The sequence below is a fragment of the Ligilactobacillus agilis genome (assembly GCF_025311475.1).
Taxonomy (GTDB): domain Bacteria; phylum Bacillota; class Bacilli; order Lactobacillales; family Lactobacillaceae; genus Ligilactobacillus; species Ligilactobacillus agilis.
In genome coordinates, this window is sequence record NZ_CP104397.1 from 1,835,001 (window position 1) to 1,861,406 (window position 26,406).

24 protein-coding genes, 2 tRNA genes, 2 rRNA genes, 1 pseudogene, 1 riboswitch and 1 other annotated feature (1 of these 31 cut by a window edge) are annotated in these 26,406 nt (G+C 42.1%); of the genes and pseudogenes, 8 read left to right on the forward strand and 21 right to left on the reverse strand.

Annotated elements, in window-relative coordinates; translation table 11 throughout:
- The 9 genes from N4597_RS09230 to rbsR all read right to left on the reverse strand — a co-directional run.
- Positions 1-821: ribosomal RNA gene (locus N4597_RS09230) — 23S ribosomal RNA — on the reverse strand; it reaches 2,097 nt to the left of the window's first position.
- A gap of 151 nt (positions 822-972) precedes the next feature.
- Positions 973-1,045 (reverse strand) — tRNA-Ala (locus N4597_RS09235).
- Positions 1,046-1,071: 26 nt separating this feature from the next.
- Positions 1,072-1,145: transfer RNA gene (locus N4597_RS09240), tRNA-Ile, on the reverse strand.
- A 73-nt stretch (positions 1,146-1,218) separates the two neighbouring features.
- A 16S ribosomal RNA gene (locus N4597_RS09245) occupies positions 1,219-2,781 on the reverse strand.
- Together the 16S and 23S rRNA genes with 2 tRNA genes alongside form the textbook arrangement of a ribosomal RNA operon.
- Before the next feature lie 461 nt (positions 2,782-3,242).
- Positions 3,243-4,499, reverse strand: a complete 1,257-nt coding sequence (tyrS, locus tag N4597_RS09250; protein WP_172578910.1) for a tyrosine--tRNA ligase — start codon at positions 4,497-4,499, stop codon at positions 3,243-3,245.
- Between the two features lie 48 nt (positions 4,500-4,547).
- Positions 4,548-4,737: a binding site (T-box leader), on the reverse strand.
- A gap of 32 nt (positions 4,738-4,769) precedes the next feature.
- Positions 4,770-5,222: a Fur family transcriptional regulator gene (locus tag N4597_RS09255; protein WP_056976559.1), complete on the reverse strand. Its 453-nt coding sequence runs from the start codon at positions 5,220-5,222 to the stop codon at positions 4,770-4,772.
- 117 nt (positions 5,223-5,339) lie between these two features.
- On the reverse strand, positions 5,340-5,927 hold the full coding sequence (locus N4597_RS09260) for a metal-dependent hydrolase (RefSeq protein ID WP_260903570.1): 588 nt from the start codon (positions 5,925-5,927) through the stop codon (positions 5,340-5,342).
- Between the two features lie 88 nt (positions 5,928-6,015).
- The gene (locus N4597_RS09265) at positions 6,016-7,194 is read right to left on the reverse strand and encodes an acetate/propionate family kinase (protein ID WP_260903572.1); all 1,179 of its coding nucleotides are present in this window, start codon (positions 7,192-7,194) and stop codon (positions 6,016-6,018) included.
- 93 nt (positions 7,195-7,287) lie between these two features.
- Entirely contained in the window at positions 7,288-8,292 is a 1,005-nt protein-coding gene (gene rbsR, locus N4597_RS09270; RefSeq protein ID WP_094130548.1) for a ribose utilization transcriptional repressor RbsR, read from the reverse strand.
- Positions 8,293-8,447: 155 nt separating this feature from the next.
- Between rbsR and N4597_RS09275 the strand changes: the two are divergent.
- Positions 8,448-9,665 (forward strand): annotated as a pseudogene (locus N4597_RS09275) (RNA-guided endonuclease TnpB family protein).
- Positions 9,666-9,949: 284 nt separating this feature from the next.
- Here the strand turns inward: N4597_RS09275 and N4597_RS09280 are convergent.
- Positions 9,950-10,186: a cytochrome b5 domain-containing protein gene (locus N4597_RS09280; protein ID WP_050610733.1), complete on the reverse strand. Its 237-nt coding sequence runs from the start codon at positions 10,184-10,186 to the stop codon at positions 9,950-9,952.
- 80 nt (positions 10,187-10,266) lie between these two features.
- Complete coding sequence (locus N4597_RS09285) at positions 10,267-11,220, reverse strand: Dyp-type peroxidase (RefSeq protein WP_050610732.1); 954 nt, start codon at positions 11,218-11,220, stop codon at positions 10,267-10,269.
- Positions 11,221-11,388: 168 nt separating this feature from the next.
- Positions 11,389-11,477: riboswitch (TPP riboswitch) on the forward strand.
- A gap of 105 nt (positions 11,478-11,582) precedes the next feature.
- Here N4597_RS09285 and N4597_RS09290 point away from each other — a divergent pair.
- From N4597_RS09290 to N4597_RS09300, 3 genes are read left to right on the forward strand one after another with little or no spacing between them, the layout of a single operon-like run.
- Positions 11,583-12,143: an ECF transporter S component gene (locus N4597_RS09290; RefSeq protein WP_260903574.1), complete on the forward strand. Its 561-nt coding sequence runs from the start codon at positions 11,583-11,585 to the stop codon at positions 12,141-12,143.
- Positions 12,143-13,546 (forward strand): ABC transporter ATP-binding protein, encoded by a 1,404-nt coding sequence (locus tag N4597_RS09295; protein WP_260903575.1) that lies wholly within the window; start codon positions 12,143-12,145, stop codon positions 13,544-13,546. The genes N4597_RS09290 and N4597_RS09295 overlap by 1 nt, the downstream gene beginning before the upstream one ends.
- Entirely contained in the window at positions 13,539-14,204 is a 666-nt protein-coding gene (locus tag N4597_RS09300) for an energy-coupling factor transporter transmembrane component T (protein WP_056976552.1), read from the forward strand. Before N4597_RS09295 ends, N4597_RS09300 begins: the two co-directional genes overlap by 8 nt.
- Positions 14,205-14,376: 172 nt before the next feature.
- Here N4597_RS09300 and N4597_RS09305 read toward each other — a convergent pair whose 3' ends face one another.
- Together N4597_RS09305 and apf are read right to left on the reverse strand one after the other, a co-directional pair.
- Complete coding sequence (locus N4597_RS09305) at positions 14,377-14,556, reverse strand: hypothetical protein (RefSeq protein WP_050610728.1); 180 nt, start codon at positions 14,554-14,556, stop codon at positions 14,377-14,379.
- A gap of 125 nt (positions 14,557-14,681) precedes the next feature.
- Entirely contained in the window at positions 14,682-15,314 is a 633-nt protein-coding gene (gene apf, locus N4597_RS09310) for an aggregation-promoting factor (protein WP_170091482.1), read from the reverse strand.
- 560 nt (positions 15,315-15,874) lie between these two features.
- On the opposite strand from apf, the gene mscL reads away from it, so the two are divergent.
- Complete coding sequence (mscL, locus tag N4597_RS09315; RefSeq protein WP_172577553.1) at positions 15,875-16,243, forward strand: large-conductance mechanosensitive channel protein MscL; 369 nt, start codon at positions 15,875-15,877, stop codon at positions 16,241-16,243.
- 51 nt (positions 16,244-16,294) lie between these two features.
- Here mscL and N4597_RS09320 read toward each other — a convergent pair whose 3' ends face one another.
- On the reverse strand, positions 16,295-17,002 hold the full coding sequence (locus N4597_RS09320) for an SAM-dependent methyltransferase (protein WP_260903579.1): 708 nt from the start codon (positions 17,000-17,002) through the stop codon (positions 16,295-16,297).
- A gap of 123 nt (positions 17,003-17,125) precedes the next feature.
- On the opposite strand from N4597_RS09320, the gene N4597_RS09325 reads away from it, so the two are divergent.
- Positions 17,126-18,010, forward strand: coding sequence for a hypothetical protein (locus tag N4597_RS09325; RefSeq protein WP_260903582.1), 885 nt, complete (start codon positions 17,126-17,128; stop codon positions 18,008-18,010).
- Positions 18,011-18,111: 101 nt separating this feature from the next.
- On the opposite strand, the gene N4597_RS09330 is transcribed toward N4597_RS09325, so the two are convergent.
- Together N4597_RS09330 and N4597_RS09335 are read right to left on the reverse strand one after the other, a co-directional pair.
- Positions 18,112-19,479 carry an aldehyde dehydrogenase family protein gene (locus N4597_RS09330; RefSeq protein WP_260903583.1) on the reverse strand — a complete coding sequence of 456 codons (1,368 nt, stop codon included), beginning with the start codon at positions 19,477-19,479 and terminating at the stop codon, positions 18,112-18,114.
- Between the two features lie 45 nt (positions 19,480-19,524).
- Positions 19,525-19,884, reverse strand: a complete 360-nt coding sequence (locus tag N4597_RS09335; protein WP_056976546.1) for an acylphosphatase — start codon at positions 19,882-19,884, stop codon at positions 19,525-19,527.
- Positions 19,885-19,997: 113 nt separating this feature from the next.
- Between N4597_RS09335 and N4597_RS09340 the strand changes: the two genes are divergently transcribed.
- On the forward strand, positions 19,998-21,092 hold the full coding sequence (locus N4597_RS09340; RefSeq protein WP_167589783.1) for a DHHA1 domain-containing protein: 1,095 nt from the start codon (positions 19,998-20,000) through the stop codon (positions 21,090-21,092).
- 42 nt (positions 21,093-21,134) lie between these two features.
- On the forward strand, positions 21,135-21,902 hold the full coding sequence (locus N4597_RS09345; RefSeq protein ID WP_167589784.1) for a flavodoxin family protein: 768 nt from the start codon (positions 21,135-21,137) through the stop codon (positions 21,900-21,902).
- 44 nt (positions 21,903-21,946) lie between these two features.
- Here N4597_RS09345 and N4597_RS09350 read toward each other — a convergent pair whose 3' ends face one another.
- From N4597_RS09350 to N4597_RS09370, 5 genes are all read right to left on the reverse strand, one after another.
- Positions 21,947-22,612, reverse strand: a complete 666-nt coding sequence (locus N4597_RS09350; RefSeq protein WP_167589785.1) for an HAD family hydrolase — start codon at positions 22,610-22,612, stop codon at positions 21,947-21,949.
- A 50-nt stretch (positions 22,613-22,662) separates the two neighbouring features.
- Complete coding sequence (locus N4597_RS09355) at positions 22,663-23,145, reverse strand: GNAT family N-acetyltransferase (protein WP_167589786.1); 483 nt, start codon at positions 23,143-23,145, stop codon at positions 22,663-22,665.
- Positions 23,146-23,253: 108 nt separating this feature from the next.
- Positions 23,254-23,940, reverse strand: coding sequence for a 2,3-diphosphoglycerate-dependent phosphoglycerate mutase (locus N4597_RS09360; protein ID WP_056976542.1), 687 nt, complete (start codon positions 23,938-23,940; stop codon positions 23,254-23,256).
- An 89-nt stretch (positions 23,941-24,029) separates the two neighbouring features.
- Complete coding sequence (locus N4597_RS09365) at positions 24,030-25,220, reverse strand: MalY/PatB family protein (protein WP_101812193.1); 1,191 nt, start codon at positions 25,218-25,220, stop codon at positions 24,030-24,032.
- Position 25,221: 1 nt separating this feature from the next.
- Positions 25,222-26,289 carry an AI-2E family transporter gene (locus N4597_RS09370; protein WP_089145145.1) on the reverse strand — a complete coding sequence of 356 codons (1,068 nt, stop codon included), beginning with the start codon at positions 26,287-26,289 and terminating at the stop codon, positions 25,222-25,224.
- Positions 26,290-26,406 lie beyond the last annotated feature (117 nt).

Here is a 26,406-nt window from a genome sequence, read left to right on the forward strand (position 1 = left end):
TCTACCCACACCTCATCCCAGCATTTTTCAACATACACGGGTTCGGTCCTCCAGTGCGTTTTACCGCACCTTCAACCTGGACATGGGTAGGTCACCTGGTTTCGGGTTTACGTCAACATACTAAAGCGCCCTATTCAGACTCGCTTTCGCTTCGGCTCCGGGCTTTCCCCCTTAACCTCGCATGCTAACGTAACTCGCCGGTTCATTCTACAAAAGGCACGCTATCACCCATTAACGGGCTCTAACTACTTGTAGGCACATGGTTTCAGGAACTCTTTCACTCCCCTCCCGGGGTGCTTTTCACCTTTCCCTCACGGTACTGGTTCACTATCGGTCACTAGGTAGTATTTAGCCTTGGGAGATGGTCCTCCCGGATTCCGACGGAGTTTCACGTGTTCCGCCGTACTCAGGATCCTGGACAGAGGAGACTTAATTTCGTTTACAGGGCTCTCACCTTCTCTGGCTGATTTTCCCAAATCATTCAACTATCAAATCTCTTGGTAACTCTAAAGTCCAGTCCTACAACCCCGAGAAGCAAGCTTCTCGGTTTGGGCTCTTCCCTCTTCGCTCGCCGCTACTGGGGGAATCGAATTTCTTTCTCTTCCTATGGGTACTTAGATGTTTCAGTTCCCCACGTCTACCTTCAACTAAGCTATGAATTCACTTAGCGATAACAGGCCGTTAGGCCTGCTGGGTTGCCCCATTCGGAAATCTCCGGTTCACAGTTTACTTACAACTCCCCGAAGCATATCGCAGTTAGTCACGTCCTTCATAGGCTCCTAGTGCCAAGGCATCCACCATGCGCCCTTAATAACTTAACCTCGCTTAAAAACTTAAGCTATGAGTTTGCGATTAAGAACTAATTCTTGTTTTAACTCTTTAAAACGCGGTGTTTTCTCGGTTTTTCATTAAATAAGAAATAGAATAAATATCTAGTTTTCAAAGAACAAGTTTGATAGCTCACGCTATCAATGGAGCTTAACGGGATCGAACCGATGACCTCCTGCTTGCAAAGCAGGCGCTCTCCCAACTGAGCTAAAGCCCCATGAGTTAGAAATATTTCTATATAAATGGGCCTAAATGGACTCGAACCATCGACCTCACGCTTATCAGGCGTGCGCTCTAACCAGCTGAGCTATAGGCCCATATTCGAGAAGTAAACCCCTCAAAACTAAACAAAGTTTTAAACCCCGTGTAGGTTTCCGTAATATTCCTTAGAAAGGAGGTGATCCAGCCGCAGGTTCTCCTACGGCTACCTTGTTACGACTTCACCCCAATCATCTGTCCCACCTTAGACGGCTAGCTCCTAAAAGGTTACCCCACCGGCTTTGGGTGTTACAAACTCTCATGGTGTGACGGGCGGTGTGTACAAGGCCCGGGAACGTATTCACCGCGACATGCTGATTCGCGATTACTAGCGATTCCGACTTCATGTAGGCGAGTTGCAGCCTACAATCCGAACTGAGAACGGCTTTAAGAGATTAGCTTGCCCTCGCGAGTTTGCGACTCGTTGTACCGTCCATTGTAGCACGTGTGTAGCCCAGGTCATAAGGGGCATGATGACTTGACGTCGTCCCCACCTTCCTCCGGTTTGTCACCGGCAGTCTCGCCAGAGTGCCCAACTTAATGCTGGCAACTGACAACAAGGGTTGCGCTCGTTGCGGGACTTAACCCAACATCTCACGACACGAGCTGACGACAGCCATGCACCACCTGTCATTTTGTCCCCGAAGGGAAAATCTTATCTCTAAGATGGTCAAAGGATGTCAAGACCTGGTAAGGTTCTTCGCGTTGCTTCGAATTAAACCACATGCTCCACCGCTTGTGCGGGCCCCCGTCAATTCCTTTGAGTTTCAACCTTGCGGTCGTACTCCCCAGGCGGAATGCTTATTGCGTTAGCTGCAGCACTGAAGGGCGGAAACCCTCCAACACTTAGCATTCATCGTTTACGGTGTGGACTACCAGGGTATCTAATCCTGTTTGCTACCCACACTTTCGAACCTCAGCGTCAGTTACAGACCAGAGAGCCGCTTTCGCCACTGGTGTTCTTCCATATATCTACGCATTTCACCGCTACACATGGAGTTCCACTCTCCTCTTCTGCACTCAAGTCCTCCAGTTTCCAATGCAATTCTTCGGTTAAGCCGAAGGCTTTCACATCAGACTTAAAGGACCGCCTGCGTTCCCTTTACGCCCAATAAATCCGGACAACGCTTGCCACCTACGTATTACCGCGGCTGCTGGCACGTAGTTAGCCGTGGCTTTCTGGTTAGATACCGTCAATACAAGAACAGTTACTCTCTCGCATGTTCTTCTCTAACAACAGAGTTTTACGATCCGAAGACCTTCTTCACTCACGCGGCGTTGCTCCATCAGGCTTGCGCCCATTGTGGAAGATTCCCTACTGCTGCCTCCCGTAGGAGTTTGGGCCGTGTCTCAGTCCCAATGTGGCCGATCAACCTCTCAGTTCGGCTACGTATCATTACCTTGGTAGGCCGTTACCCCACCAACAAGTTAATACGCCGCGGGTCCATCCAAAAGTGATAGCCGAAACCATCTTTTACATAATGACCATGCGATCATCATGGTTATGCGGTATTAGCACCTGTTTCCAAGTGTTATCCCCCTCTTTTGGGCAGGTTACCCACGTGTTACTCACCCGTTCGCCACTCAATTTTCAATCGGTGTAGCAAGCTACGATGATTGAAAAAAGCGTTCGACTTGCATGTATTAGGCACGCCGCCAGCGTTCGTCCTGAGCCAGGATCAAACTCTCATTTTAGAATTTGTGACTCATTTTTTATACTAGCGAATTGACTTCGCAAATGTTTTTGCAGTTGTTTCCAACTGACCCTACACATTTGGTTTGTCTAAAACTTTGTTCAGTTTTCAAAGGTCTACTCATTAAATATTATCTTTGCGACAACTATTTAAATTTAACAAAAAATTAAATAACTGTCAAGAAATATTTTTCTAACTTTATTCGCTAACGCGTTAACGTCAAGCGATGTTTATACTATACCTTTTTATTTTTTTATCGTCAAGTAAGTTTTTGCTACTATCAACAATAAGTTCCATTCACATTTTTCGTTATTTAACTCAATTAGTTACCCTTAACGACCGGCAAAAATAACTTAAAATGATACAAAAACGAATTATAGGATTAACAACTTGTTTTTAGTTCGATTTTTAACCAAACAAAAAAGAGTCAAAAAAATTTTTTGACTCTTTTTTAAGATAGAATTATTTAACTCTTGCTAAGAAATAGCGTTTCTTCCCCCGCCGAACAATTACAAATTTTCCATCAAAACTTTGGCTTGGGTCTAATTCATAATCTACATCTTGAACTCTTTGGCCGTTGATATAAATCGCACCATTTTTAATATCTTCACGTGCTTGCCGTCTAGATGGTTCAATTTTGGTTACGTCTACTAACCATTCAACTAAATTAGTCTTAGCATTGGTTACTTCTACGGATGGCATGTTTTTGAAACCTTGTTCAATTTCGCTAGCCGTTAGGTCCTTAACATCACCAGTAAATAAGGCTGCAGAAATATGTTCAGCTTCCTTAACCGCTTCTTTTCCGTGAACGAATGCCACTACTTCTTGAGCCAACCGTCTTTGCGCTTCACGTTTTTCAGGCTGGGCCTTAACCTTTTCTTCTAAGGCAGCAATTTCTTCCTTAGATAAGAATGTAAAGTACTTCAAATACTTAATTACATCGCGGTCATCTTGGTTTAACCAGAATTGGTAGAATTCATATGGACTTGTCTTTTCTGGATCTAACCATACGGCTCCGCCAGCTGTCTTCCCAAACTTAGTCCCGTCAGCCTTTAGCATCAATGGAATAGTTAATGCATAAGCCTTAGCATCGCTACCTTCCATCTTGTGGATTAAATCAATCCCCGCAGTAATATTGCCCCATTGGTCAGCTCCACCAATTTGAAGTTGGACATCGTTTTCGGTCCAAAGGTGATGGAAGTCAATCGATTGTAAAATTTGGTATGTAAATTCCGTAAATGAAATTCCAACTTCCAAGCGACTAGCAACTACTTCCTTGTTAAGCATTGTGTTAACGTTAAACAACTTACCATAATCACGCAAGAAACCTAATAAATCAATCTTAGATAACCATTCCCGATTATTAACAATGGTAATGTTATCCTTACCAAACAAATGCTTCATTTGCTTGGTGAGTGCTTCTTCGTTATGATGAACTTGCTCCATTGTTTGTAAAACCCGTTCTGATTTCTTACCTGATGGATCACCGATTGAACCAGTACCACCACCGATGATGATATGGGCCCGGTGACCAGCTTCTTGGAATCTCTTTAGCATCATGAAGGGAATCAAGTGCCCAATGTGAAGACTATCTCCAGTTGGATCAACCCCACAATAAATTCCTACTGACTTATCCTCTAATAATTTACGTAATCCTTCTTCGTCAGAAACTTGGTTAACGGCGCCCCGCCATTCTAACTCGTCTAAAATGTTTACCATTAAGATTCCTCCTTATACTAAAAAAGTCCCTAACGCACCCGTAAGTGCATTAGGGACGAAATTCTCCGCGTTACCACCCAGTTTGCTGTCAAAACAGCCAACTCTGTCATCAATATCGGAATGACCCGTTATTAGCTCCATAGTGTAATTCAGATAACTGGTTTGCCTTGGTTTACAGCTACCACCAAGTCTCTTAGCCAGGGACCATTATCCTACTGGGCTACTTCAACGCCTGTAATAACATTAATATATGCTATTACGCTAGGCTTGTCAACTATCGGCTACTAGCTTTTTTTGACAATCAGGGCAAAGTCCATAAACCTCATACTGACTGTTATATACTTGGTAACCAGTTGTTTGGGCCGCTTCTTTTTCTAACTCAGTAAAGGTGTCATTGTAGACGTCAACAATCTTATTGCAGTTAACACAGATGACATGATAATGAGGCCGTTCAAAGTAGTCGTAACGCATGTGTCCTTCACTATCCGGAGTAACCTCAATAATCAGCTTATTCTTCAAAAAAAGTTCCAGCGTATTATACACAGTTGCTAAGCTAACACTAAAGCCACTTTCTTGAACATGCTGGTGAATCATCTCAATGGATGGGTGAGCCTTTGAATTCATCAAGTATGCTAAAATAACTTGACGTTGGGGGGTATTTTTAATACTCCGCTCTTTCAAAGTTCGAGCTGCAGTTACTAACATTTCTTGATTTCTTAGCATAACGAGTCTCCTTCCTCTTAGCACTTATAAATCTTTCTGGTTTATAATTTTTAAAAACTATCTTCTCACTTCCTATTATGACGCAAAAAATACTAAAAGTCCACTTAAAGAAAGAGATTAATTAGAACTAAAAATTGTTTGCAACTTTAATGTCAGTGCCTGTAAGTGAGCTAACATCCCCGAAGGCAAAAAATTTCCTAGTTGATTCAACCAGATTAACCTTATCTCAATTAGGAGTAAGCAAAAAGTAAAACCAAGTAAGAGGTATTCACCAATTCCCCCGGTACTATAAGTTAGCCATTTTCCGCCGGTCCGGATGCCTTTTTTACCTAACGGCCACAACCACTTGACCCCGTCTTTTGAAAAGCTGTCTTCAAGTAGGTGGAAGAGATAACCAGTACATAGCCAAAAAGGAAAATAACGCCCAGCAAAGTTAAAATAGCGCTGACTAATAAAGGCCACCATTACAAAAACTATCATTAGTCCCAAAAGTGAGTGCGTCCCCCCGCGGTGACCTAAGGTTTTATGGGTTACCCCACTGACTAAGCGATTGCGTTTTCCCAAAAAGGATGTAGGTTGATCAATATCCGGTAATAAACAACCAACTAATAACGCCCCCACATTAAGTACACTCAACTGTTGACTGCTCACAATCAAAGGCAAGCCTAACGCTAGTGAGGTGGTAACATGTGTCTTATATTGCATAGATTTACCTTTCCTAAATATTTTTAAAAAGGGTAGCCTTTCATCGCATTCCTGCCATAAAATTCTACCCTAACATCGTTTATTTAATTTACATAACCGCTTTTATCTCTTGGACCATCGCCAATTCTTCATTAGTTGGTACCACTAAGGTAGTCACCTTAGCATCAGCAGGTGAAATAACTCCCTCGGTTAGTTCTTGATTCAAGTTAGCATCAATCACAATGCCTAAGCAGGATAACTTTTGGGCAATCTTTTGTCTCAAAGTACGGTTGTTTTCACCAATACCACCGGCAAATACGAGTACATCTAAGCCACCCAATTCAGCATAAAAGCTCCCGACGTACTTAACCACCCGGTTAATGAAAATCTCTAAGGCCAACTCAGCTCGCTTATTACCAGCGGCAATAGCTTTATCAATATCCCGCATGTCGGCTGAAAGCCCAGAAAGCCCTAGCAAACCAGATTTACTGTTAAAGAGCTCTAAGACTTGCTTAGCATCTAAGTTCAATTCGGCCATCAAGAATGGAACTAAGGCTGGATCCAAGTCACCTGCCCGGGTCCCCATCGTTAAGCCAGTTAACGGTGTAAAGCCCATTGAAGTATCATAAGCCTTACCATCCTTCAAAGCAGCAACTGATGACCCACTCCCTAAGTGTAAAGTAATCATCTTCAAATCAGCCAAATCCTTACCTAATAAGGTGGCTGCCCGCTTAGAGATATAGGTGTGGCTAATACCGTGCTCCCCATACTTTCTTAAGCCATATTTTTCAGTCAATTCGTAAGGTAGACTGTAAATTGAATTAACTTCTGGCATATCCGTAAAGAACCGACTATCAAAAACTGCATACTGAGGCGTTTTGGGCATGACTGCTTGCATTAACTCAATGTACTTAGCTTCCATGGGATTATGCAAGGGAGCGTGACTGCTTAATTGCTTAATTTGGTCTAACGCTTCTTCATCAACCAGGGTTGCTTGCTTAAAGGTATGTCCCCCAGCAACTACCCGGTGACCAACCGCTTTGATGTCGGCCAAACTAGTAATTTCTAATTCTTGTAACTTAGTAATAATTAATTGCGCAGCTTGCTCATAAGTTAAGTTAGGAATTGTTTCTTGCGCACTTTCTTTGCCATAACTAATCTCCCACTTAGCTTCTGGAGTTAACATTCTTTCAACTAACCCCTTAGCAACTACTGCTTCATTGTCGATTTCAAATAACTTCCATTTAACGGAAGAACTGCCGGCATTTAATAACAAAATTTTAGGCATCTTCTAACGCACCTCTACTTTCTTCGTTTCCTATTATAACTGATATTAGGCTAGATTTTCAGAAAATTTAGTTATTTTCTTTACGCTAGCTGCCTAAACTTTGCGGCTACTCTCCCTAACCACCAATTCAACCGGTAATTTGATTTTTTGCGCTGGCGCATCAGGTTGCTCGATTCGTTGTAACAAAGTTCTAAAAGCTACCTGTCCCATTTCAAATACCGGTTGAGCAATGGTCGTTAACGGTGGATTTACATACTCAGATAAATCAATATTATCGTAACCCACAATCGATAAATCAGCCGGTACCTCAAGCCCCCGCTCATTAAGGCCCCGGTAAAGTCCGATGGCCATTTCATCATTGACCGCAAAAACGGCACTGGCCTTAGTTTGTAAAACCTGCTCACTAGCCTGGTAGCCTCCAAGTTTGCTCAAAGGCCCGGTAACGATTAAATCATCGGTTAATTCTAGTCCTGCTGACTGTAACTGGTCTTTATAACCTTGCAACCGTTGAGCTTGATTTACAGATGGTTTATCACAATAAAGCATCGCTATCCGCTTATGACCTAACTCAATTAGGTGCTCCACCGCTAACTTAGCTCCTAAATAATCATCCGTGCTGACCCGGTCTCCATCATCTAGGGGGTTTTGATCTATCAGTAGGTAAGGTACCCCGTTTGCCTTAAGAAAATGATCAATGGTATCCTTGTTAACCGCAGGGCTGGCAATAATTAGGCCATCAACCGTCCTTTGGATTAACTGTTCCACGTACTGCCGCTCCAAATCAGGGTTACCATTGCCACTTAAAACAAGGGGAATAAAGTCCCCACGTTGAGCCGCTACTTCGACTCCCCTAACAAAGGTTGCAAAAAAGGGGTTAGTGATATTAGGAATGATAATCCCAATTGTCTTAGCGGACCCCATTATTAAGTTACGGGCATTAAAATCAGGTACGTAACCTAATTCATCCCTAATTTTTCTAACCTTATCTTGCGTCGCCTGGCTAAATCGTTCTCCTTTACCATTTAGTATTTGCGAAACAGTGGTCACCGAAACCCCCGCCTTTTGCGCGACATCTATTATTCTTACTTTTCCCTTCACTAATTTAGGGCGGGATACCAGTGGTTTTAACCACTGGAGGGATAGCCCTCACTTTAGGTTCTCTAGAACCTACTTTTTACCCTTTCGCCTCCTTATACTGTGTATTTACCGAACAAAAGTGCTATAATATCAGTAAAGAAAGTGAGGTGAACCTAATGGAGATACAAATTACTATCAAAGTGAAATTAAATCTTGCCAACGCAGAGATTACTTCGAGTTTTACTAATACGATGGAACAATATCGTTTAGCTTGTAATTATGTTTCTGAATACATCTTTAATCATGATTTTAATATGAAACAAAGCCGATTAAACAAAGTTTTGTATACTAATTTACGTAGTCTATTTATGCTTAAATCACAAATGGCTCAATCTGTAATCAGAACTGTAATTGCTCGTTATAAAACAGTTAAAACTCAAATGAAACGCAACCCTTATAAGTACCAAGATATTAACACTAGTGAATGGTATCGTGAAATTCGAGATTTAACTTGGTTACAAAAACCAATTACCTTTAACTGACCTCAAGTAGACTTGCAACGTAATCGTGACTGGTCTTATTTAAGTAGCGGTCAATTATCAATTAACACCCTTAACGGTCGAGTTAAAGTTAACCCTGTTTGTCACGGCTTTGACCAATACTTTGATGGTACTTGGAAGTTTGGCTTAGCTAAATTACTTAAAACTGGTGGTAAGTGGTATTTACACATTTCAGCTACTAAAACGGTAGCTGATTTTGATAACCAAACTGTAAAACACGTGGTTGGTATTGACCGTGGTTTGCGCTTTTTAGCTACTACTTATGACGAACAAGGTCAAACCGCCTTCTTTGACGGTAAGATAATGATGCGTAAACGAGCTAAGTATCAAAAGTTACGGGCCAAATTACAAGCTAAAGGCACTAAATCAGCTAAACGGCGTTTAAAGAAATTATCCGGACGAGAGAACCGTTGGATGACCGATGTTAACCACCGGTTGTCTAAGACACTGGTCCAAAAATTTGGTTCCAACACCTTGTTTGTTTTAGAAGACTTAACAGGTGTTTCCTTTGAACGCACTGATTTACCCAAAGTCTTACGTAATCAAAATAAATCCTGGGCTTTTTATCAATTAGCACAATTCTTGACTTGCAAAGCGCACTTAAATAATAGTGAAGTAATTGAAGTTTCAGCTCAATATACTTCGCAACGTTGTCCTAAATGCGGAACGATTAAAAAATCTAACCGGAATCACGATTTACATGAATATCACTGCTCTAATTGTGGTTATCGCTCTAATGATGACCGCTTAGGCGCAATGAATATCCAATTATTGGGTACGCAATATATTAGTGGGCAAGAACAACCTAAATTTGAATTAACAACTAACGCGTAAACGTGTTAGTTAAGTGGGTGCTGTCAACCACCCAATGATGTAGCCACGTATAGTGTGGAAGCAATCAATTGCGTTATGACCACTGACCGTAAGGTCGTGAACTACAAGCCTCTCACTTTAGTGAGGGGTAGTTGACAACCTCTTAAACCAGCCTTATGTTTTTTATTATTATAGCCTAAAAGCAACTAAGCCTTCAGTACTTTTCTAGCTAATGTTCAAAAAAAATAAGACAGGCAAGAAAAACTGTTAGGCCTTTCTCCCTGTCTTACATCCCTCTTTTTAGCCTAGTCGACTAGCTTGCCAACCACTTCAAGCTTTTTCAATACTCTTTCTCCGTGAGGCGAATGTCCTAATCCAGCTGTAACGTCGTTACCCGCCTTATTACCATGGTGGGCTCCATCTTTCCAAGCTGCAACATTAGTCACATCATACACGACCCCATCAACCGCAACATAAGCTTTGTTACCATTTTGACCATCGAATTGTGCTAGTTCAGCTTTTGTAAATGTCTTTTCTGCCATCATAATTCCTCCTCATTACCTTTATCTAAGAGTATTCTACCATGCTAGTTGACTGATACCTAATAAAAAGCCTTGCACTACTAAATTTTTTCGTCAGTAATATCGTCAAGGGTATCCTTAGAAGGAATAAAGAATAACTGCCCGGATAAAATCTTCGAGAAAGTTAGTAAGAAGTCAGATGTATCTAGCATTTGTTGCAACATCATTTTAGTTACCCGCCAATGACGTGCATAACCCATGAAGTAAGTCCCTGTTTTACCAGAAGCTGGGTCGGAGAAAGGCACGTTCATCCGAATAATCTTTTGCTCCTCACCATCAATTTCAACTTTAGAACTGACATTATGGGCATTTTTAAACTTATCTTCATCTTCTAATTCAATATCACTAAACTTTTCCCGACCCACGGCCTTTTCTTGGTCTTCTGTCTTCAATTTATTCCAAAAGTCCATGTTGTGTAACCACTTTTGGGCAAAGGCATAAGAACCATTTTCAAAAGTTGGGTCTTCGTCACCAATTAAGGCATAATCAGCAGCCTTTTCTACTTCTGGAGCTTCAGTTCCATCGATAAAGCCGATGATTGCCCGTCCCTCAAAGTATCTAAAGCCCTTAGTCTCATCAACCACTTCTGTGATATCACGCAAGAAGCGCATAAATTGAGTTTGAGCTTCGTAAACAACGGCCTCGTTACTTGCACGAATATGGAAGAAAAGGTCACCTTCACTAGCTGGCATCTTATACTTAGGTCCCTTTAATTCGGTATAAGTTTCCAATTCCTTGGGCTTAGGGCCATTAGGAAACAGGTAATCCCAAGCCGCATTTGAAAAACCAAACGTCACCTTTAACCGTGACTCTGCCTGCGGATTAGAATCACGGATTTTCAAAGAACGAATAATCGCTTGATACCTATCACAAAATTCACGAATTACCTCTAATTCATGGGCTTGATCTTCACGCTTAAGTTTCAAAACTGTAAACTGAACGTGTTCACCAATATCTTTCCAAACATCTTGAGCCTTCTTAGGATCGATTGCCATAAGCTGATTCCTTCTTTCATCCTTTTATCACCTTGATTATATTATTTAACAGGCTTATTTGCAAATTTTTTAGATTGATTCTAAACTACACCCCAAGTAGCTTTAACTAAAAGTTGTTCTCAATTTATTTACTTTTCCGTGGCTCTTTGCTAGAATGTAAGCGTTGATAATTACAAGCTGGGGTGCCCTGTGGCTGAGAAATACCCATGAACCTGATCTGGATCATACCAGCGTAGGAAGTCTTGTTTTAGCATTTCAGACGAAATAGCTAATACTAACGTTACGTATCCAGGCCGGGAATTGCTTTTCCGGTCTTTTTTCTTGTAATTGCGACAATTAAACTTACAAAGGGGTTGTTGCTTATGCAAACTACGAATCAAAAAAAGAAGGCTTGGTCCCTTCAAGATGTCATTTTACTTGCAATTATTGCTATTTTCTTTGGAATTATTTACCAATTATGGGGCTATACTTACTATGCCTTAGCTGCCACCCCCCTTAAGATTTATGCTAACGATGCTACCCTAGGGGTTTGGATTATGGCGGGGCCCTTAGCTGCCATCCTCTTAAAAAAAGCCGGCGCCAGCGTCATTGGGGAAGTCCTCGCAGCTACCGTTGAAATGCTGCTTTTTTCTAGTTGGGGGGCGGCTAACTTGATTTCCGGTCTAATCCAAGGACTAGCTAGCGAACTAGGTTTTACCCTAACCGCCTATAAAAACTGGGGTGCACTTAGCTTGACCCTAGCTACAATCACCTCAACGATTGTTACCTTTGCCTGGGATTTATTTCAAAGTGGCTATGCCGCCTATAACTTCTCACTCCTTGTCAGCTTATTTATTATTCGCTTGCTTTCCATCGGCTTTTTTGCCGGCCTCCTTGTTTATTTGATTAAAGCACTTCTTAATAAAAGTGGGTTGGTAAGATAATGACAGCTAGTTTAATCACTAAAAACCTAAGTTTTGCTTACCAAGAAGACGGTCCGCTAATCATTGACAAGCTCGACTTTGAATTACAACCGGCCAGTTTTAACCTTCTAACGGGTCCATCTGGTTGTGGTAAGTCGACCTTCTTTAAGCTACTTGCGGGTCTATATCCGCAGTACGGAGGTAAGCTACTCAGTGGGCAAGTTCTATTGAATAATCAAGCGGTAGCCACCATCGTGCCTTATGAACGCAGTCGCTACGTGGGCATGCTTTTTCAAGAGCCCAGCCGGCAATTTGCTTTGCCAACCGTCGTGAAGCAAATTACCTTTGCCTTGGAAAATATCCAGACTCCCCGCGATCAAATTGAACCTAAGTTGAATCAAGTTCTAACCAAGCTAAATTTAACCGCCCTAAAAGACCGGCCCCTTTTCCAACTTTCTGGAGGCGAACAACAGCGCCTGGCCTTGGCTACTACGCTAGCACTCGATAGTCAGATTATCCTACTGGATGAACCTTTCGCAAACGTCGATCCCCTGGGCAAGCAAACCTTGTTAGCCGACCTCAAAAAATTGCAGCTAGAAGCAGGTAAGACAATTTTTATCACTGACCACGACACCAATGGGTATTACGGCTTAGTGGATAACCTTTACCGTTTTTCTAAAAGTGAACTAACCCCCCTACCGCTTAGTTCGCTAACAGAAAGACAGGAGCAGCCGTTAACCTATACTCCCCTCAATTCAGGCCAATTGACCTGGCAAGATGTAACCGTGACTGTCCAAAACCGCCAGCTCTTTAAGACCGATAGTTTCACCCTTCCTCAAGGGCAACTGGGACTTTTAAGTGGGCCCAACGGCGTTGGTAAATCCAGCTTTTTTAAAGCACTCACTAAGCAGCTAGCCTTTAATGGCAGTATAGCCTACCGTAAACGGGACAGTCGTCGTTACAAAGCCAAGTCCTGGGCCAAAATTGTTGCTCTCGTTTTTCAAGACAGTGACAATCAATTTGTCCGCCTAACCGTTAGAGAAGAACTAGCCTTATCTAAAAAACACTCCCTGGCTAAAGGATACTGGACGGACGCCAAAATTACCCAGGCTCTCGAAGTCTTAGACCTAACGGCTTACCTAGATCATTCCTGCTACCAACTTTCGGGTGGACAAAAACGAAAATTGCAGGTCTTAAGCATGCTCATCATGGCTCAACCGGTGTTGTTGTTAGACGAGCCTTTAGCTAGCTTAGATACTAGTTCGGCTGACAAATTACTTACCTTAATCACTGAAACCTGTCAAAAATTAAAACTTAGTATCCTGCTAATCTCGCACCAGCGCTCGTGCTTACCAGGATACGTTACCTATGAACTAGTCCTCAACCAGGGGCGCCTAGCACTAAGGAGGGATTTTGATGCTTAATCCAGCTGGACTAACACTTTTAATCATTGGCCTTGGTCTTGAACTAGCCTTTATCAAGAGCGTCAGCTTAAACTGCCTTTTGGCTGGCTGCTGCCTCTTGTACTTACTTTGTTACCGGCGTGTCAAACTGACAACCATCGCCCTCTTATTACTAGTTACCTTTCCACTTGCCCTTGGTAGTTGGTGGTCTTTTTTAGCCTTTGGGCGGACAGATAACTGGCATAATGCTTGGATTTACGGTAGCCGCATCTACGCCTACCTCTTACTTGGAGCAAGTTTAACTTTAACCAACTCGGTGGAAGATATTCTCTTTAACCTCCACGTCCACCTTAAACTGCCGGCCACCTTTGTCTACGGATTACTGGCAGCCTTTAACCTCTTAACCAGTATCAAAAATCAGTTTGCTACTATTCGCTACTCGGCACAAATCCGGGGCCGCAACTACCATCTTTGGCAACCAGGACTTTACTTACGCATCATCCTGGTAGCACTTAAGTGGTCAGCCGATTTAGCCCAGGCCATGACTGCCCAAGGGTTTTCCGAGGGTTACCCCCGTACGCGCCCTAGCGCCAAACCCTTCCCAAAATGGCAGTTTTACTTTATCGGGCTTTGCTTAATTAGCTACGCCTGGGGTGGTATTAACGGTAGTTGGTGGTAAAAAAATAAACTGGGACATAAATGTTAAAGCCACTTAGCTTTTACATTTATGTCCCAGCTTTTTGTAGAAATTGTCATTATCGGCTAGATTGCAACTTATGGTACACAATCTATCTTTTGACTTTATCATACCGCAAAATCACCTAAAAAAGCAAAGAATTCGCTCACAGATCCTAGACTATAAAAATTCGTACTAACAGGTAGCCACTAACCAACAAGCACCCTACCCCCAAAAGCAAAATTAAAAAGCGCGTCAACCACGTATCTTTTTGTTTCATAGTAGTTGCCCCGTAGACCATTAGAAAACCTACTACAAATAAAAGCATGATGATTAACGTTTTTGAAAGCCGCACCGTCATCACCCCATTTTCTTGCTTGCATATCCCATATTATATAAGTAAAAAAAAGCCCTCGCAAGTCTTCACCTGCGTAGGGCTTGAAATTTAATGATAACTTTGTCTTCTACTAAGACTTTATCTTAGTACCAACCGTTTTGTAACCAGTGGTTCTTAGCAGCAGTCCATGAACCGTAACGTGATTGTACGTAGTTGTTAGCAACACGTTCTTGGTTAGCAGCTGATAAGTCGCCACCTAAGTATGAGCGTGATAATTGGTACTTACCGTAGTATTGGCCGTTAGCAGCGCTGTATGAACCACCTGATTCGCGTGCAGCGATGAATTCACGAGCTGAAGCTTCGTCTGATGAAGCAGCTGCTGGGGCTGTGTATGTTTGTTGGCTTGTAGCTTGTTGTGCTGGGGCACTAGCAACTTGTTGTTGAGCTGGGGCTTGTTGCACTGGTTGTGCTGGTGCTTGTTGCACTGGCGCTTGTGAAGAAACAGTAGCAGTTGCTGCTGGAGCTTCAGAACTTGCAGTTGTAGCTGCTTGACCATTAGTGTTAACCACTAATTCTTCGCCAACGTAAATCAAGTTAACATTTTCTAATTGATTTAAGTTTTGGATTTCTTCAACTGTAGTGTTGTACTTATCAGCGATTTCTGAAACAGTGTCACCTGCTTGAACAGTAACAGTATCAGCATTAGCTACGGCTGTAGTAGCTGCAAAGAAACCTGCGGCTGCTGTGGCTGACAATAATAATTTGTTTAACTTCATAAAATTTATTCACTCCTGTAAATTCTTCTGTATGTCTTCTAGTAACTCCTTCTCCTAACAGAGAAGTTCAATTCTCACAGCCCGTATCAACGAGCTAACAATGATTAGTATAAGGACGTTATGTAACAAGGGTATGCCAGTAATGTTACTAAATTCTGCTTTTTTGTAATATTTTCAGTTTGATGTAATACGAAGTAAAATAACTCAGCTTCATTTATAAGCCATTTTCTCTGCTGAAGCCCGTTAAATTAGGCTTTATCCCAAAAATAGTTCATATGACAAAAAAGGCTTATATTTATAAATATTTTTTCTAATTTGAAGAAAAAAATATTTTTTTTGACTAATTTCACTTCAAAAATCACCTTTTTAAGTTAAAATCTCCCTTTATTAGCCTTTTTTGTAAAATTTCTGTTACCTAGTAATTTTTTCTAAAATTTGTTGGTACAAATATTTTTAAGGGTTATTGTTTTTATTGCTTACAATCTAATGTTATAATAATAAAAGATATGTAAAAGCTTTTTATATATCTGCAATTATTAATTAAAAGTGGGGCTTTTTTAATGCTTAAGGAATTTAAAGAGTTTATTGCACGTGGTAACGTGCTTGATTTAGCTGTTGGGGTTATCGTAGGTAGTGCCTTCACTGCCATCGTTAAAGCCTTAGTTGATTACATTATCAATCCTTTCCTCGGCCTATTCTTAGGTAGCATCGACTTTTCTGCCTTCGTTATTAAAGTCGGCAGTGCTTCATTCAAGGTTGGTAGCTTCTTAAACGCTGTTATCAACTTCTTAATTATTGCCTTTGTTGTCTTCTTAATTGTTAAGGCCGTAAATGCTACTATGCCTAAGAAAGAAGAAGAACCAGCCGAAGAAAAAGTTGATCCACAAGTTGAACTCTTATCAGAAATTAGAGACTTACTTAAAAAATAGTTTCTACCTATTATAAGAATACATAAAAAGGCACTTTTGAAAAGTGCCTTTTTATTTTACCAAGAAAACCTCATCGTTAATAAAATCGATGGCTTGGTGATGCTGATTCAATAGCCTAGGTTTTAGCAGGTTAGCTTCTTGCCAAAACTTGCTTGAGTTAGTTGCTCCGCTTCTTTCACCGATTACGATAAACTTACCGGACCAGTGCTTTGTTCTTAACCAGTTTAAGATTTCCCAATCAACCTGGCTTGTATCTGGCGCCCAGGCTAAGATGATGTAATTAGCCTTTAGTCCATACCTTTCCAAAGCTGAGATTGCATCCAACTGTTCCACCCTTTGCCAAGCTTGGGGGCTTTCGTTATCCTGTCCAGCCCAATCCAAGTTGTCGGTTGCAATTAACTCCGAGATATTGGCGCTCAAGACACCGTTACCCGCCATTAGTTCTAAACCAAGACCAGGTCCGACATACTCTTTTAAATCCGCCACCCATTCTTGTGAAAAAATATGCCAAATTCCAAAGTCCTCGATGACAACCTGGCGCAAATTTAGTAACTCGTCTTCTAAGGCCATCAATTCTGGATGGTTAAACAACTCCTCTTCACTAAATAATAGTTTGGTCTTAACCTCTTGCGGTAACTGTTGCCGCTGATAGGCCTCAATTATCTGCCTGGCTTGAGCAATCCTTTCCAAACCGCACTGCAGGTTAGCCATTTTTATTTGGTAGCTTGTCAGTTTTTTTAGATAGTCTTCACTTCGCATTAGATCTTCCCTTTCAAATTACATTGCATCTTTAACCTCAAACAAGTACAATTTTAGTAGAAATACTATTTCTAGGGGGTAATTTCTATCAAACATTCAAGGAGAAAAAAGCACCACTCACAGTTGTTCAAGTATATCGGCGGTATCCTTTTAGCTATCCTAATCCTAATAGGAGGCGCCTATTATTACCACGTTAGCGCTCAGGCCAAGGAAGTCAAAAAGGAAACAGCTTTTATTAATAACGCCCAACGAACTTTTGTCAACAGCAAAACTTTTGCTGATAAGCTAGCGAGCTATCAAAATATTAAAAGTCGTTATGCCTATTATAAGGCTAACGGCAAGAACAACCAAGAAGTGCTTTCAAAATACCAACGGATTCTAGCCCAAGATCAACATTACTTTACGGATAAGCTAGATAAGTTACTTAAGGCAAATACCTTTAACGATGACCAGCTTAGTGAGCTCTCTAAAGCGGATGTGAAAAAGGCTAAAGCAGATTTGAAAGAAGCTAAGAAATACTTGGCTAAAATTAGCCCAATCTACTCCAAAAACGAACTAAAGGCTAAGCAAGCTCAAATTGATGACTTACTCAATAAGCTAGACCAACCGGTTAAGAAGAAACACCATAAAAAGAAGAAAAAAGCACAAGCCAGTTCCTCTAGCTCCATTGTTTCTTCTTCCTCCAGCGAAGAAGCAAGTTCTAGCAGCACTGATAGTGACGAGACAAATACTACAACTACAAGCGACTATTCGCAAACTACGACTTACCAAGCACCAAGTAATAATAACTATAATAATACTACTACTCAAAGTTATGGCAACTACGGCGGTGGTAATTCAACCCATTATTCCCCTAGTGGCAATAATACTGTCGGTGCCGATACAGGCACTGATACTGGTAACGACAGCGGTAATGGCAGTGACACTACTAGTCAAGATCAAACACCAAGTGCTGACACCACTCAAAATTCTGATGCAGGTTCAGCAGAAACGGTAGTTGGTGAATAAACGACACAAATTATAGCGTTACGCTCCCTTTTCGGGTTGGCGTAACGTTTTTTTGTAAAAAAATAAGCAGGTCAACTTAGTCAACCTGCCCATAAGTGGACTTACCACGCAATAATTTTACAGTTAGCAAACTCATATAAGCCTAAATCGCTTAACTCCCGCCCGTAACCAGAGTTTTTCACCCCGCCAAAAGGTAATTCTGGGTGACTTGTAGCCGGCTGGTTAATAAAGACTTGGCCTGTGGATAACTTCTGAGCTAGCTCATCGGCATGGACCTTATCCTGTGAATAAACCGCTCCAGCCAAGCCATACTGTGACTCGTTAGCGATTGTTACCATCTCTGCTTCATCTTGAGCTTGATAAATTTGAAAGACCGGCCCAAAGAATTCTTGGTCATACATCGGGTTATCAGGCGTTAACCCCCTTAACACTATCGGCTTAAAGAAATATCCAGCCATCTCTGCGACCGGTCCCCCTTCAACTAGGACTTGGGCACCGTTTTCGCAAGCCGCTGTAACCTGCTTGGTTAAGTTCGTTAAGGCTGCTTCGCTTGCTAAGGGTGCTAGCGTCGTCGCTTCGTCCAGCGGATCTCCCAACTTTAATTGTGCTAACTCTTTCTTTAAGAGGTCACAAAATTCTGTAGCAATTTCCTTAGCTAAAATTAGCCGCTTAGGGGCAGTGCAAACTTGACCACTGTTACGTAAACGCGCCCTGACCGCATCGTGGGCGGCCTTTTTAACATCAGCATCTGCTAAGACTAAGAAGGCGTCGTTACCACCTAGTTCTAAGCTTGATTTAACCAAATTAGCTGCTGCCTTACCTGCAAGCTTTTTTCCAACTTGACTAGAGCCAGTCACAGCTATGCCACTGACCCGGCAATCGGCTAATAAGTTATCCACCTGTTGATAACTTAAAAATAAGTTTTTGAATGCACCTGTGCCTAAGTCCGCCTCCACAGCTAGTTCATCTAAAGCCTGTGCACAAGTTGCTACTTGACCGGCATGCTTTAAAATCACTGGGTTACCCAAAAGGTAGTTAGGAGCTAAGACCCTAATTACTTGCGAATAAGGAAAGTTCCATGGTTCAACCGCCAAGACAATTCCACTGGCCTCATAGTGCAAAAAGGCCTCTTGTCTTGCTCCATACAGGTAGGGTTTAGCCCTCAGCATTTGCGGTCCCCGAGCTGCGTAGTAGCGGAGAATTTCTAGACACAAGTCTACTTCACTGCGAGCTTGCCCAATCAGTTTTCCCATACTTAGACTGGCTGTTTTTGCCAACTGTTCTTTTCTTTCTTCCATTAAGTCAGCTAATTTCAAAAGCTTTTGAGCCCGCTTTTCAACCGGCTGGCCTTTAGTAGCTAGATAGTAGGCCTGGGCCCGCTGCAAAGCCTGGTCAACCTCAGCTTGACTAGCAACTTCATAACTCGCAATAACTTCTTTTGTATATGGATTTGTGACTGTATAAGCCATCATCATTCACCTTATTTCCTTTGTGTTTTAACCAACGTGTTACTTTTAACTTAAAATCTTAAATCCCGCCTCAGTCCAATCAACTTCCAGTAGGTGCGTTTGGATACGGCTAATTTTAATTCTACCTGTATGTTGCATTTGACTAATTAAAAAGTCAATTTTTTCAGGCGCCCCTTGCACGGCCATTTCAACTTGACCGTTAGGTAAGTTTTTGACCCACCCGCTCAAGAATAAGCGGTCGGCTAATAATTTAGCCTGGTACCTAAAACCTACCCCTTGAACTATCCCCGTAAACAAAATCCTTCTCCGCTCGGGCGCAGTTTCTTTAAAGTCGGGGATAGGCACTGTGGTTACACTCGAGTGCAAGTAAATCTTTTGTAACTTCTTAACTAGGCTTTCAAACATCAAATCCCCCCTTATTTTTATCTATCTTACCGCATTTCTTGGCAAACTACTAACTTTAATGCTTGATAATCTGCTAGAATGAAAGTAGTTATTCTAATTGAGGATGTGTTTAAATGCCAAGCAAAACTCGCTATATTAAGCTTTTTTCCCACAACGATTTAGATGGTTTCGGCGCGCCAACTTTATTTGAAGCGGTCCAACCAGACTTATTTAAGGGCGTTGTCTTTGACCTTACCACTTGTTCAGCTGGGCGGCTAGATGCTCGCTTAGCCTCGTTTTTCCGCCAACCAGATATTGGTCGCTTTACTGATGTCTTCATCATGGATATGACCCCTGACAGTGATTATTCCTTCCAACAACTTGAGCAACACTTCGCCAACCATTGGCTAATCTTTGACCACCACGAAAGCGAAGCTAACCTCCGCGCCCAATATGCCTCTAATTGTATCAATCCTACCAACCCTGCCATCAATCCCTCTGCTACCAGCCTGGTTTGGGATTGGTTGCAAACAAACAAGAATTTTAACCGCCTAGACCCAGCAAAAGTTAAGGAACTTGGCTTGTTAGTTGAATTGATTAGGGCCTATGATACCTGGGATTGGCAAAATGATGACCGAATGCCTAGTGAGATTAAGGAGGCCGCGGATAATTTAAACCAACTCTTCTGGTTTTATCCCCTTTCCAAAACCCAAGAATTCATTCAGGCCGTCTTTGCAACTGGCTGGCCCGCTTATCGCCAAGCCAATGCCCTATTAATCGATACCTTAAACGCACGACGGACCAGTTACATTAAGCGTCACCTTAAAAGTGTCGCTACCTTTGAACAGGATGGCCATTCCTTTGGGGTCGTCTATGCTAGCGATTATAAATCAGAAATTGCCCACGAACTTTTGCAACAACTCGAGGTTGAAGTTGCCCTCGTCATCGATGACCGCAGCGTTTCTCTAAGAAGCAATGGCAAACTGGATGTGGCTAAGTTTGCAGAGGACTACTTCCGGGGTGGTGGTCACGAAGACTCAGCTGGTGGGAGCTTAAACTTCAACCCTGTCTTAGAAGCTGAAAAAATGGTAGTCGCAGCTATTAAGGAGCAAAAACAAGTCAACGAACAAATGACGGCTGCAGAAGCCGAAACAGACTCCCTCGCCGACCAACTAGACCCTGAAACGGCAGCTAAGTTAGCCGCTCTTTTTGGTAACCAAACCGACTAAGTGCTACAATTAACTTATTCAAACATTAAGGATGTGACTTTTGTGAAAGTCTTAGGAATCTTAGGGGCCCATAAGGAACATGGGGTGACACGCATGATGCTTGACCAGGTCTTGCACCAGGTTCAAGCACCTAATACTTCTGAAATAATTTACTTAGAAGACTATCAAATTAAGCCCGACATCAAGGGCCAACCTAATCCTACCATGGATCAAATTATCGCTAAGCTTGAAGCGGCTGATGTCTGGGTAATTGCTGCGCCCACTTACTGGGGCGGCTTATCTGGCGTTATGAAAAACTTCTTTGACTGCCTCAGACAACGACTGGTCCGCTTTGACCGCAAGGGTGGCACTCACCCAGATAAATTCGCCCACAAACACTACATCAGTCTAACCAACTGTTATGCCGGTAAATGTGAAAACTTCTTGAGTGGAGTTACCGACGCTAGTTTCAGAACCATTGATAAGGTCCTAACCGCCGGTGGGCTTATCAAAATTGGCGAAGCTGTTCAGACCGCTACTTGGGGCTTAACTGAACTAGCACCTGCTAAGCAAAAAGAATTAACCAAACTCGGTCAAAAAATTAACCGGGCCACTAGAAAGGACGATCAAACCGTGAAACGTTACTTCGAACTCTTCTTCATCGTTGCTGTTATGGCCTTTATTACCATGGCCATTCAGAGCCTCTGCCTCAAACTGTTAAACCTCTCGCTAGGCTTTTGGTCTAATTATATTTCCTTTGTGATTATCTTCTTTGCACTGCTAGCAGTTACGCTCCACTTCTTTACCGTGGTCAAACATAAACGTAAATAATTAAACGGGTCACGCATACCGCCAAGGTAGTCGTGATCCGTTTTTTAATAGCTAATTTTTTCAGGCCCTACTTTTAAGTTAGTCATAGTCGTAACCAGGTTAACACCCTCAATCTGGCGGTTAGGATTATAACGCGGGTCATTAAAGACCAGTAGTTGCGCCCCAGCAGCTAAGCCAGCCTTTACCCCGTTGACCGAATCTTCAACCACTAGACTCTCACTAGCCTTCACCCCTAGCTTTTCCATTGCCAGTAAGAAGATATCTGGCGCAGGTTTAGGGTGGGCTAACTCGGCCCCTGAAATGACAGCTGAAAATAGTTCCTTTATTCCAAAGGTCGTTAAAACTTCCTCAATATCCGCTAACGGTGAAGAGGAAGCCAGCGCGAGCTTGAAATCATTTTGAGCCAAGGCCTTAATAAATTCCACCGTACCCGCAATGCTTTGAAGCCCATTTTTAGCCCTAACTTGAGCTACTTCTTCAAAATATTCTGCCATTAATTGTTCCGTGCTTGCCGGCAAGTCGAGTTCCTGCCTGGTTTGTGCCCAGATATCTCGAAAAGACATCCCCATAAATTTAAAGTGGTAACTGAGTGGTTTATAAACTCCGTATTTGTGCAAAACATTTTGCTTAGCTTCCATAATGTTAGGCTCGGAATCAACAATCACCCCGTCCATGTCAAAAATTACCGCTTTAGCTTTAATTACCGTCATTAGTATCGCTTCCTTTTTAAAGTCTAATCTCACCAACAATTTTAGCATACTTATTTTCTACTAAGTTCTTTTACAAAAAATCTATCCATCAAACTATGCTCACTGCCAGCTAAACCTTGGCAGCTTCGATAGCCCATCCGCTCATACAACTGCAGCGCAACTTGCAAATTATGGTGGGATTCCAAGTAAAGTTCATGGTAACCTGCTGCTTGCGCGAACTGCTCACACTTACCGAGCAATAGCTTGCTTAACCCCTGGCCCCGAGCTTCGGTGGTCAAGTATAGCTTTTGTAACTCCGCAATCTTATTGGCTGAGTCAAATTCGGCAACCCCGGCACCACCTAAAACCTGACCTTCTTCCTCAAGGACAAAGTAACAGCGTCTAGGTTTAGCCAAATAAAATTCACTTAAATTATCTAAGCTAGCATCGAAATAGGCTGTCCCTGGCAACGCTAGCTTTGCTTCCTCTAAGCTAGCACGAATGATTTGCGCTAACACTGGGTTATCACTAGGTTTAATCTGTCTAATCATCATTGCTATCCACCTCGCAATTTAATTATCCACATTCTAGCAAGTTTAAAGGCAAAAGAAAATCCCCCAAACTCAACTACGAGTTTGGAGGATTTCAAAGAAAGCCTAATCTTAAAGCTTTTCTTTGTTGACGATGTTTAACTTATCGTCTAAGTCGTAAACAACTGGTTGGCCAGTAGCCATTTCTACGTTCATGATGTCTTCATCAGAAATTTGTTCGATGTACTTAGTCAAGGCACGTAGTGAGTTACCGTGGGCAGCAACGATTACGTTCTTACCAGCTAATAAGTCTGGAGCAATCTTGTCTTCCCAGAATGGGATAACGCGTTCCAAAGTAACCTTTAAGTTTTCCCCACCTGGAACGATGCGTGGGTCTAAGTTAGCGTAACGACGGTCGTTAGCTGCTGAACCTTCATCGTTTGCATCCAATAATGGAGGTAATACGTCATAAGAACGACGCCAGATGTGAACTTGTTCGTCACCGTACTTTTCAGCTGCGGCTTGCTTGTTCTTACCTTGTAAAGCACCGTAGTGACGTTCGTTTAAACGCCATGACTTTTCTTCTGGAATCCAAAGTTGACCTGATTCTTCCAAAGCGAAGTGCAAAGTCTTGATGGCACGAGTTAAAACTGAAGTGTAGGCTTGATCAAATTCAATCCCTGCTTCCTTTAACTTGCGACCAGCTTCTTTAGCTTCTTGTTCACCTTGTTCACTCAAGTTAACGTCTACCCAACCAGTGAATAGGTTCTTTAAGTTCCATTCACTTTGACCGTGACGGATAAATACTAATTTTGACATATCAGTATAAAACCTCTTTCTTAAAATAAAAATTGTTTACACCTGTATTTTACACTGAATAGGAAAAAATTCCTAGCCCTTGTGATAAATTAAGCTTGCTTTTCTTTCAAAGCCTTAATCAAAGCGGCGACCGCCTTTTCAATGTTGGCTGGCGTAGTTCCCAGGTTCAAGCGGATAAAGCCTAAGCCGGCTTGACCAAACCAGTCGCCAAAGTCAACCGCTAACTTGGCTTGCTTCTTAACTAAATCAGTTACTTCTTCCTTAGCAATCACGCCGGATAAATCAATCCACATTAGGTAAGTTCCCTCTAAATCACTCACCTTAATTGCTGGGAAAGCTTGGGTTAATTCTGTCTTAACGTAGTCAAAGTTAGCTTGCACCACCTTAATAAAGCCAGCTAACCAGTCTGCTCCCTCACTATAAGCTGCTTGGGCTGCTACTTTTCCTAACAAGCTTCCTGCTGGCGAAGATAACTTAGCAACGTGTTCGTCATAACGGTCACGTAGTTGGGGGTTAGGAATAATCACATGACTATTTTGTAAAGCCGCTAGGTTAAACGTCTTAGACGGAGCGTCTAAAACCACCAAGTTATCCCGGTAGTAACCATCCTTAATTGATAAAGCCGACACAAACGGCCGCTTACCCATAATCAAATCATGGTGAATTTCGTCAGAAATCACGTGAACTTGTTCCTGGCGGCAAAGCTCTAGCACCGCTTCTAGTTCCGCTTCCGACCAAACTCGCCCAACCGGATTATGGGGACTACATAAAACTAACGCCCTAACTTGATTAGCCTCCATCTTTTGGCGCATGTCTTCTAAATCCATGACGTATTTTCCGTCAACTTGTTTTAAGTTGGAAATCACTAACTTACGGTGGTTATTTTCAATTACCCGCATGAAGGGATAATAGACTGGTTGCATAACCATCACCGCGTCGTTTTCTTCGGTTAAGAATTGGATTACTGTGCTTAACGACTGCACTACCCCGGTTCCAAACCTAAGCCAGTCCTTATGTAACTCAATTCCGTAACGCTCTTTTTGCCAAGTAAAGTAGGCATCAAAATAAGCAGCGGGAGTCATTGAGTAACCAAAGGCCCCGTGTTCTACCCGCTTAACCATGGCTTCAAGCACCGCTTTAGGCGCCTTAAATTCCGTATCGGCCACCCAAAGTGGTAATAGGTCACTGGCCCCAAATTCTGCTTCCAAGCCATCCCATTTGACGGCATCCGTATTTTGGCGTTCAACCGCATATTCTTTTACAAACGTTTCTTTATCCATCCTACTTCTTCCTCCCTAGCTTTTTAACTTTAGCTTGATACCCTTGATGCTTGATGCTCACCGGTTTAACTCCTAAGACATCGAGTGCGAAGGTAAAGATGGGAATCCCAACAATTAAGCCCCAAACTCCAAATAAGTGTTCAGACGCTACCAGCACCACAAAGGTATAAAAGATTGGTAATTCTGTCTTAGATGACATTAATTTTGGATTTAAAATATATGACTCTAGCGCATGGACTACCAGTAGCATTACGATAACATAAATTACGTCCCGAATTCCACCCACAGAATAGGCGATAAAACTTAGCGGGATAGCTGAGATAATCACCCCAGCAACCGGCACTAGGCTGAGAACAAAAATCATCAGGCCTAAACTAATGATTTGGGGCATTTTCATCATGCTTAAACAAACCAAGGTAATGGCCGTGTTAACCAAGGCAATCATAAACTGGGCTTCCATTACTACCCCGAAGGTGTTAACGAAGATCTTAGCAAAGTGGTAAATATCCTTGAAGAGCCAAGAATTAGGTCCCTTTAAGAAACTCTTAGAAAAAGTGTACATCTCGTCTTTTTCCACCGTGAAAAAGAAGGACAATAATAGGGACATCAGGAATGTAAAGCCCATAGAACCAATGCTAGTAATGTATTTCAACAGAATGCCGGCCCCATTTTTTACCTGCTTCATAATCTCCGAGCTATTGATATAACTGGAAATGTAAGCCCACACCTTGTTGGTGTCAGCCGGCATATTTTGGTAAAATTTTAGGACTGATTTTACCATCAACTCCGATTGCACAATTAACTTAGGAACGTAGATGGTAATTCCAAGGTAAATCAAAGCAATTAATAAGGCGTAAATCACAATTACTATTAAGCGTGACGGTAACTTAAGGTACTTTTGTACCCAGCTAACCGCTCGCACCACCAAAAAGGTGAAGATGAAGGTTAACAAAATAATGCTCATTAAGCTTCTGACTAGATACAAAATTCCAATTAACCCTGCTAACACAACAAACCTTCTAAAGCGCTCATTAGCAATAAATTTTTGCCAAAGATTTAAATTTTCCACGCCACCATCCCTCTCTTAGGTCATTTAACCTTATTTTACAATCATTGACGCAAAAAGTCTTTAACCACTCCCTAAACTTTTGCTGAATTATTTGGAACAACGGCTTATAATTAATTA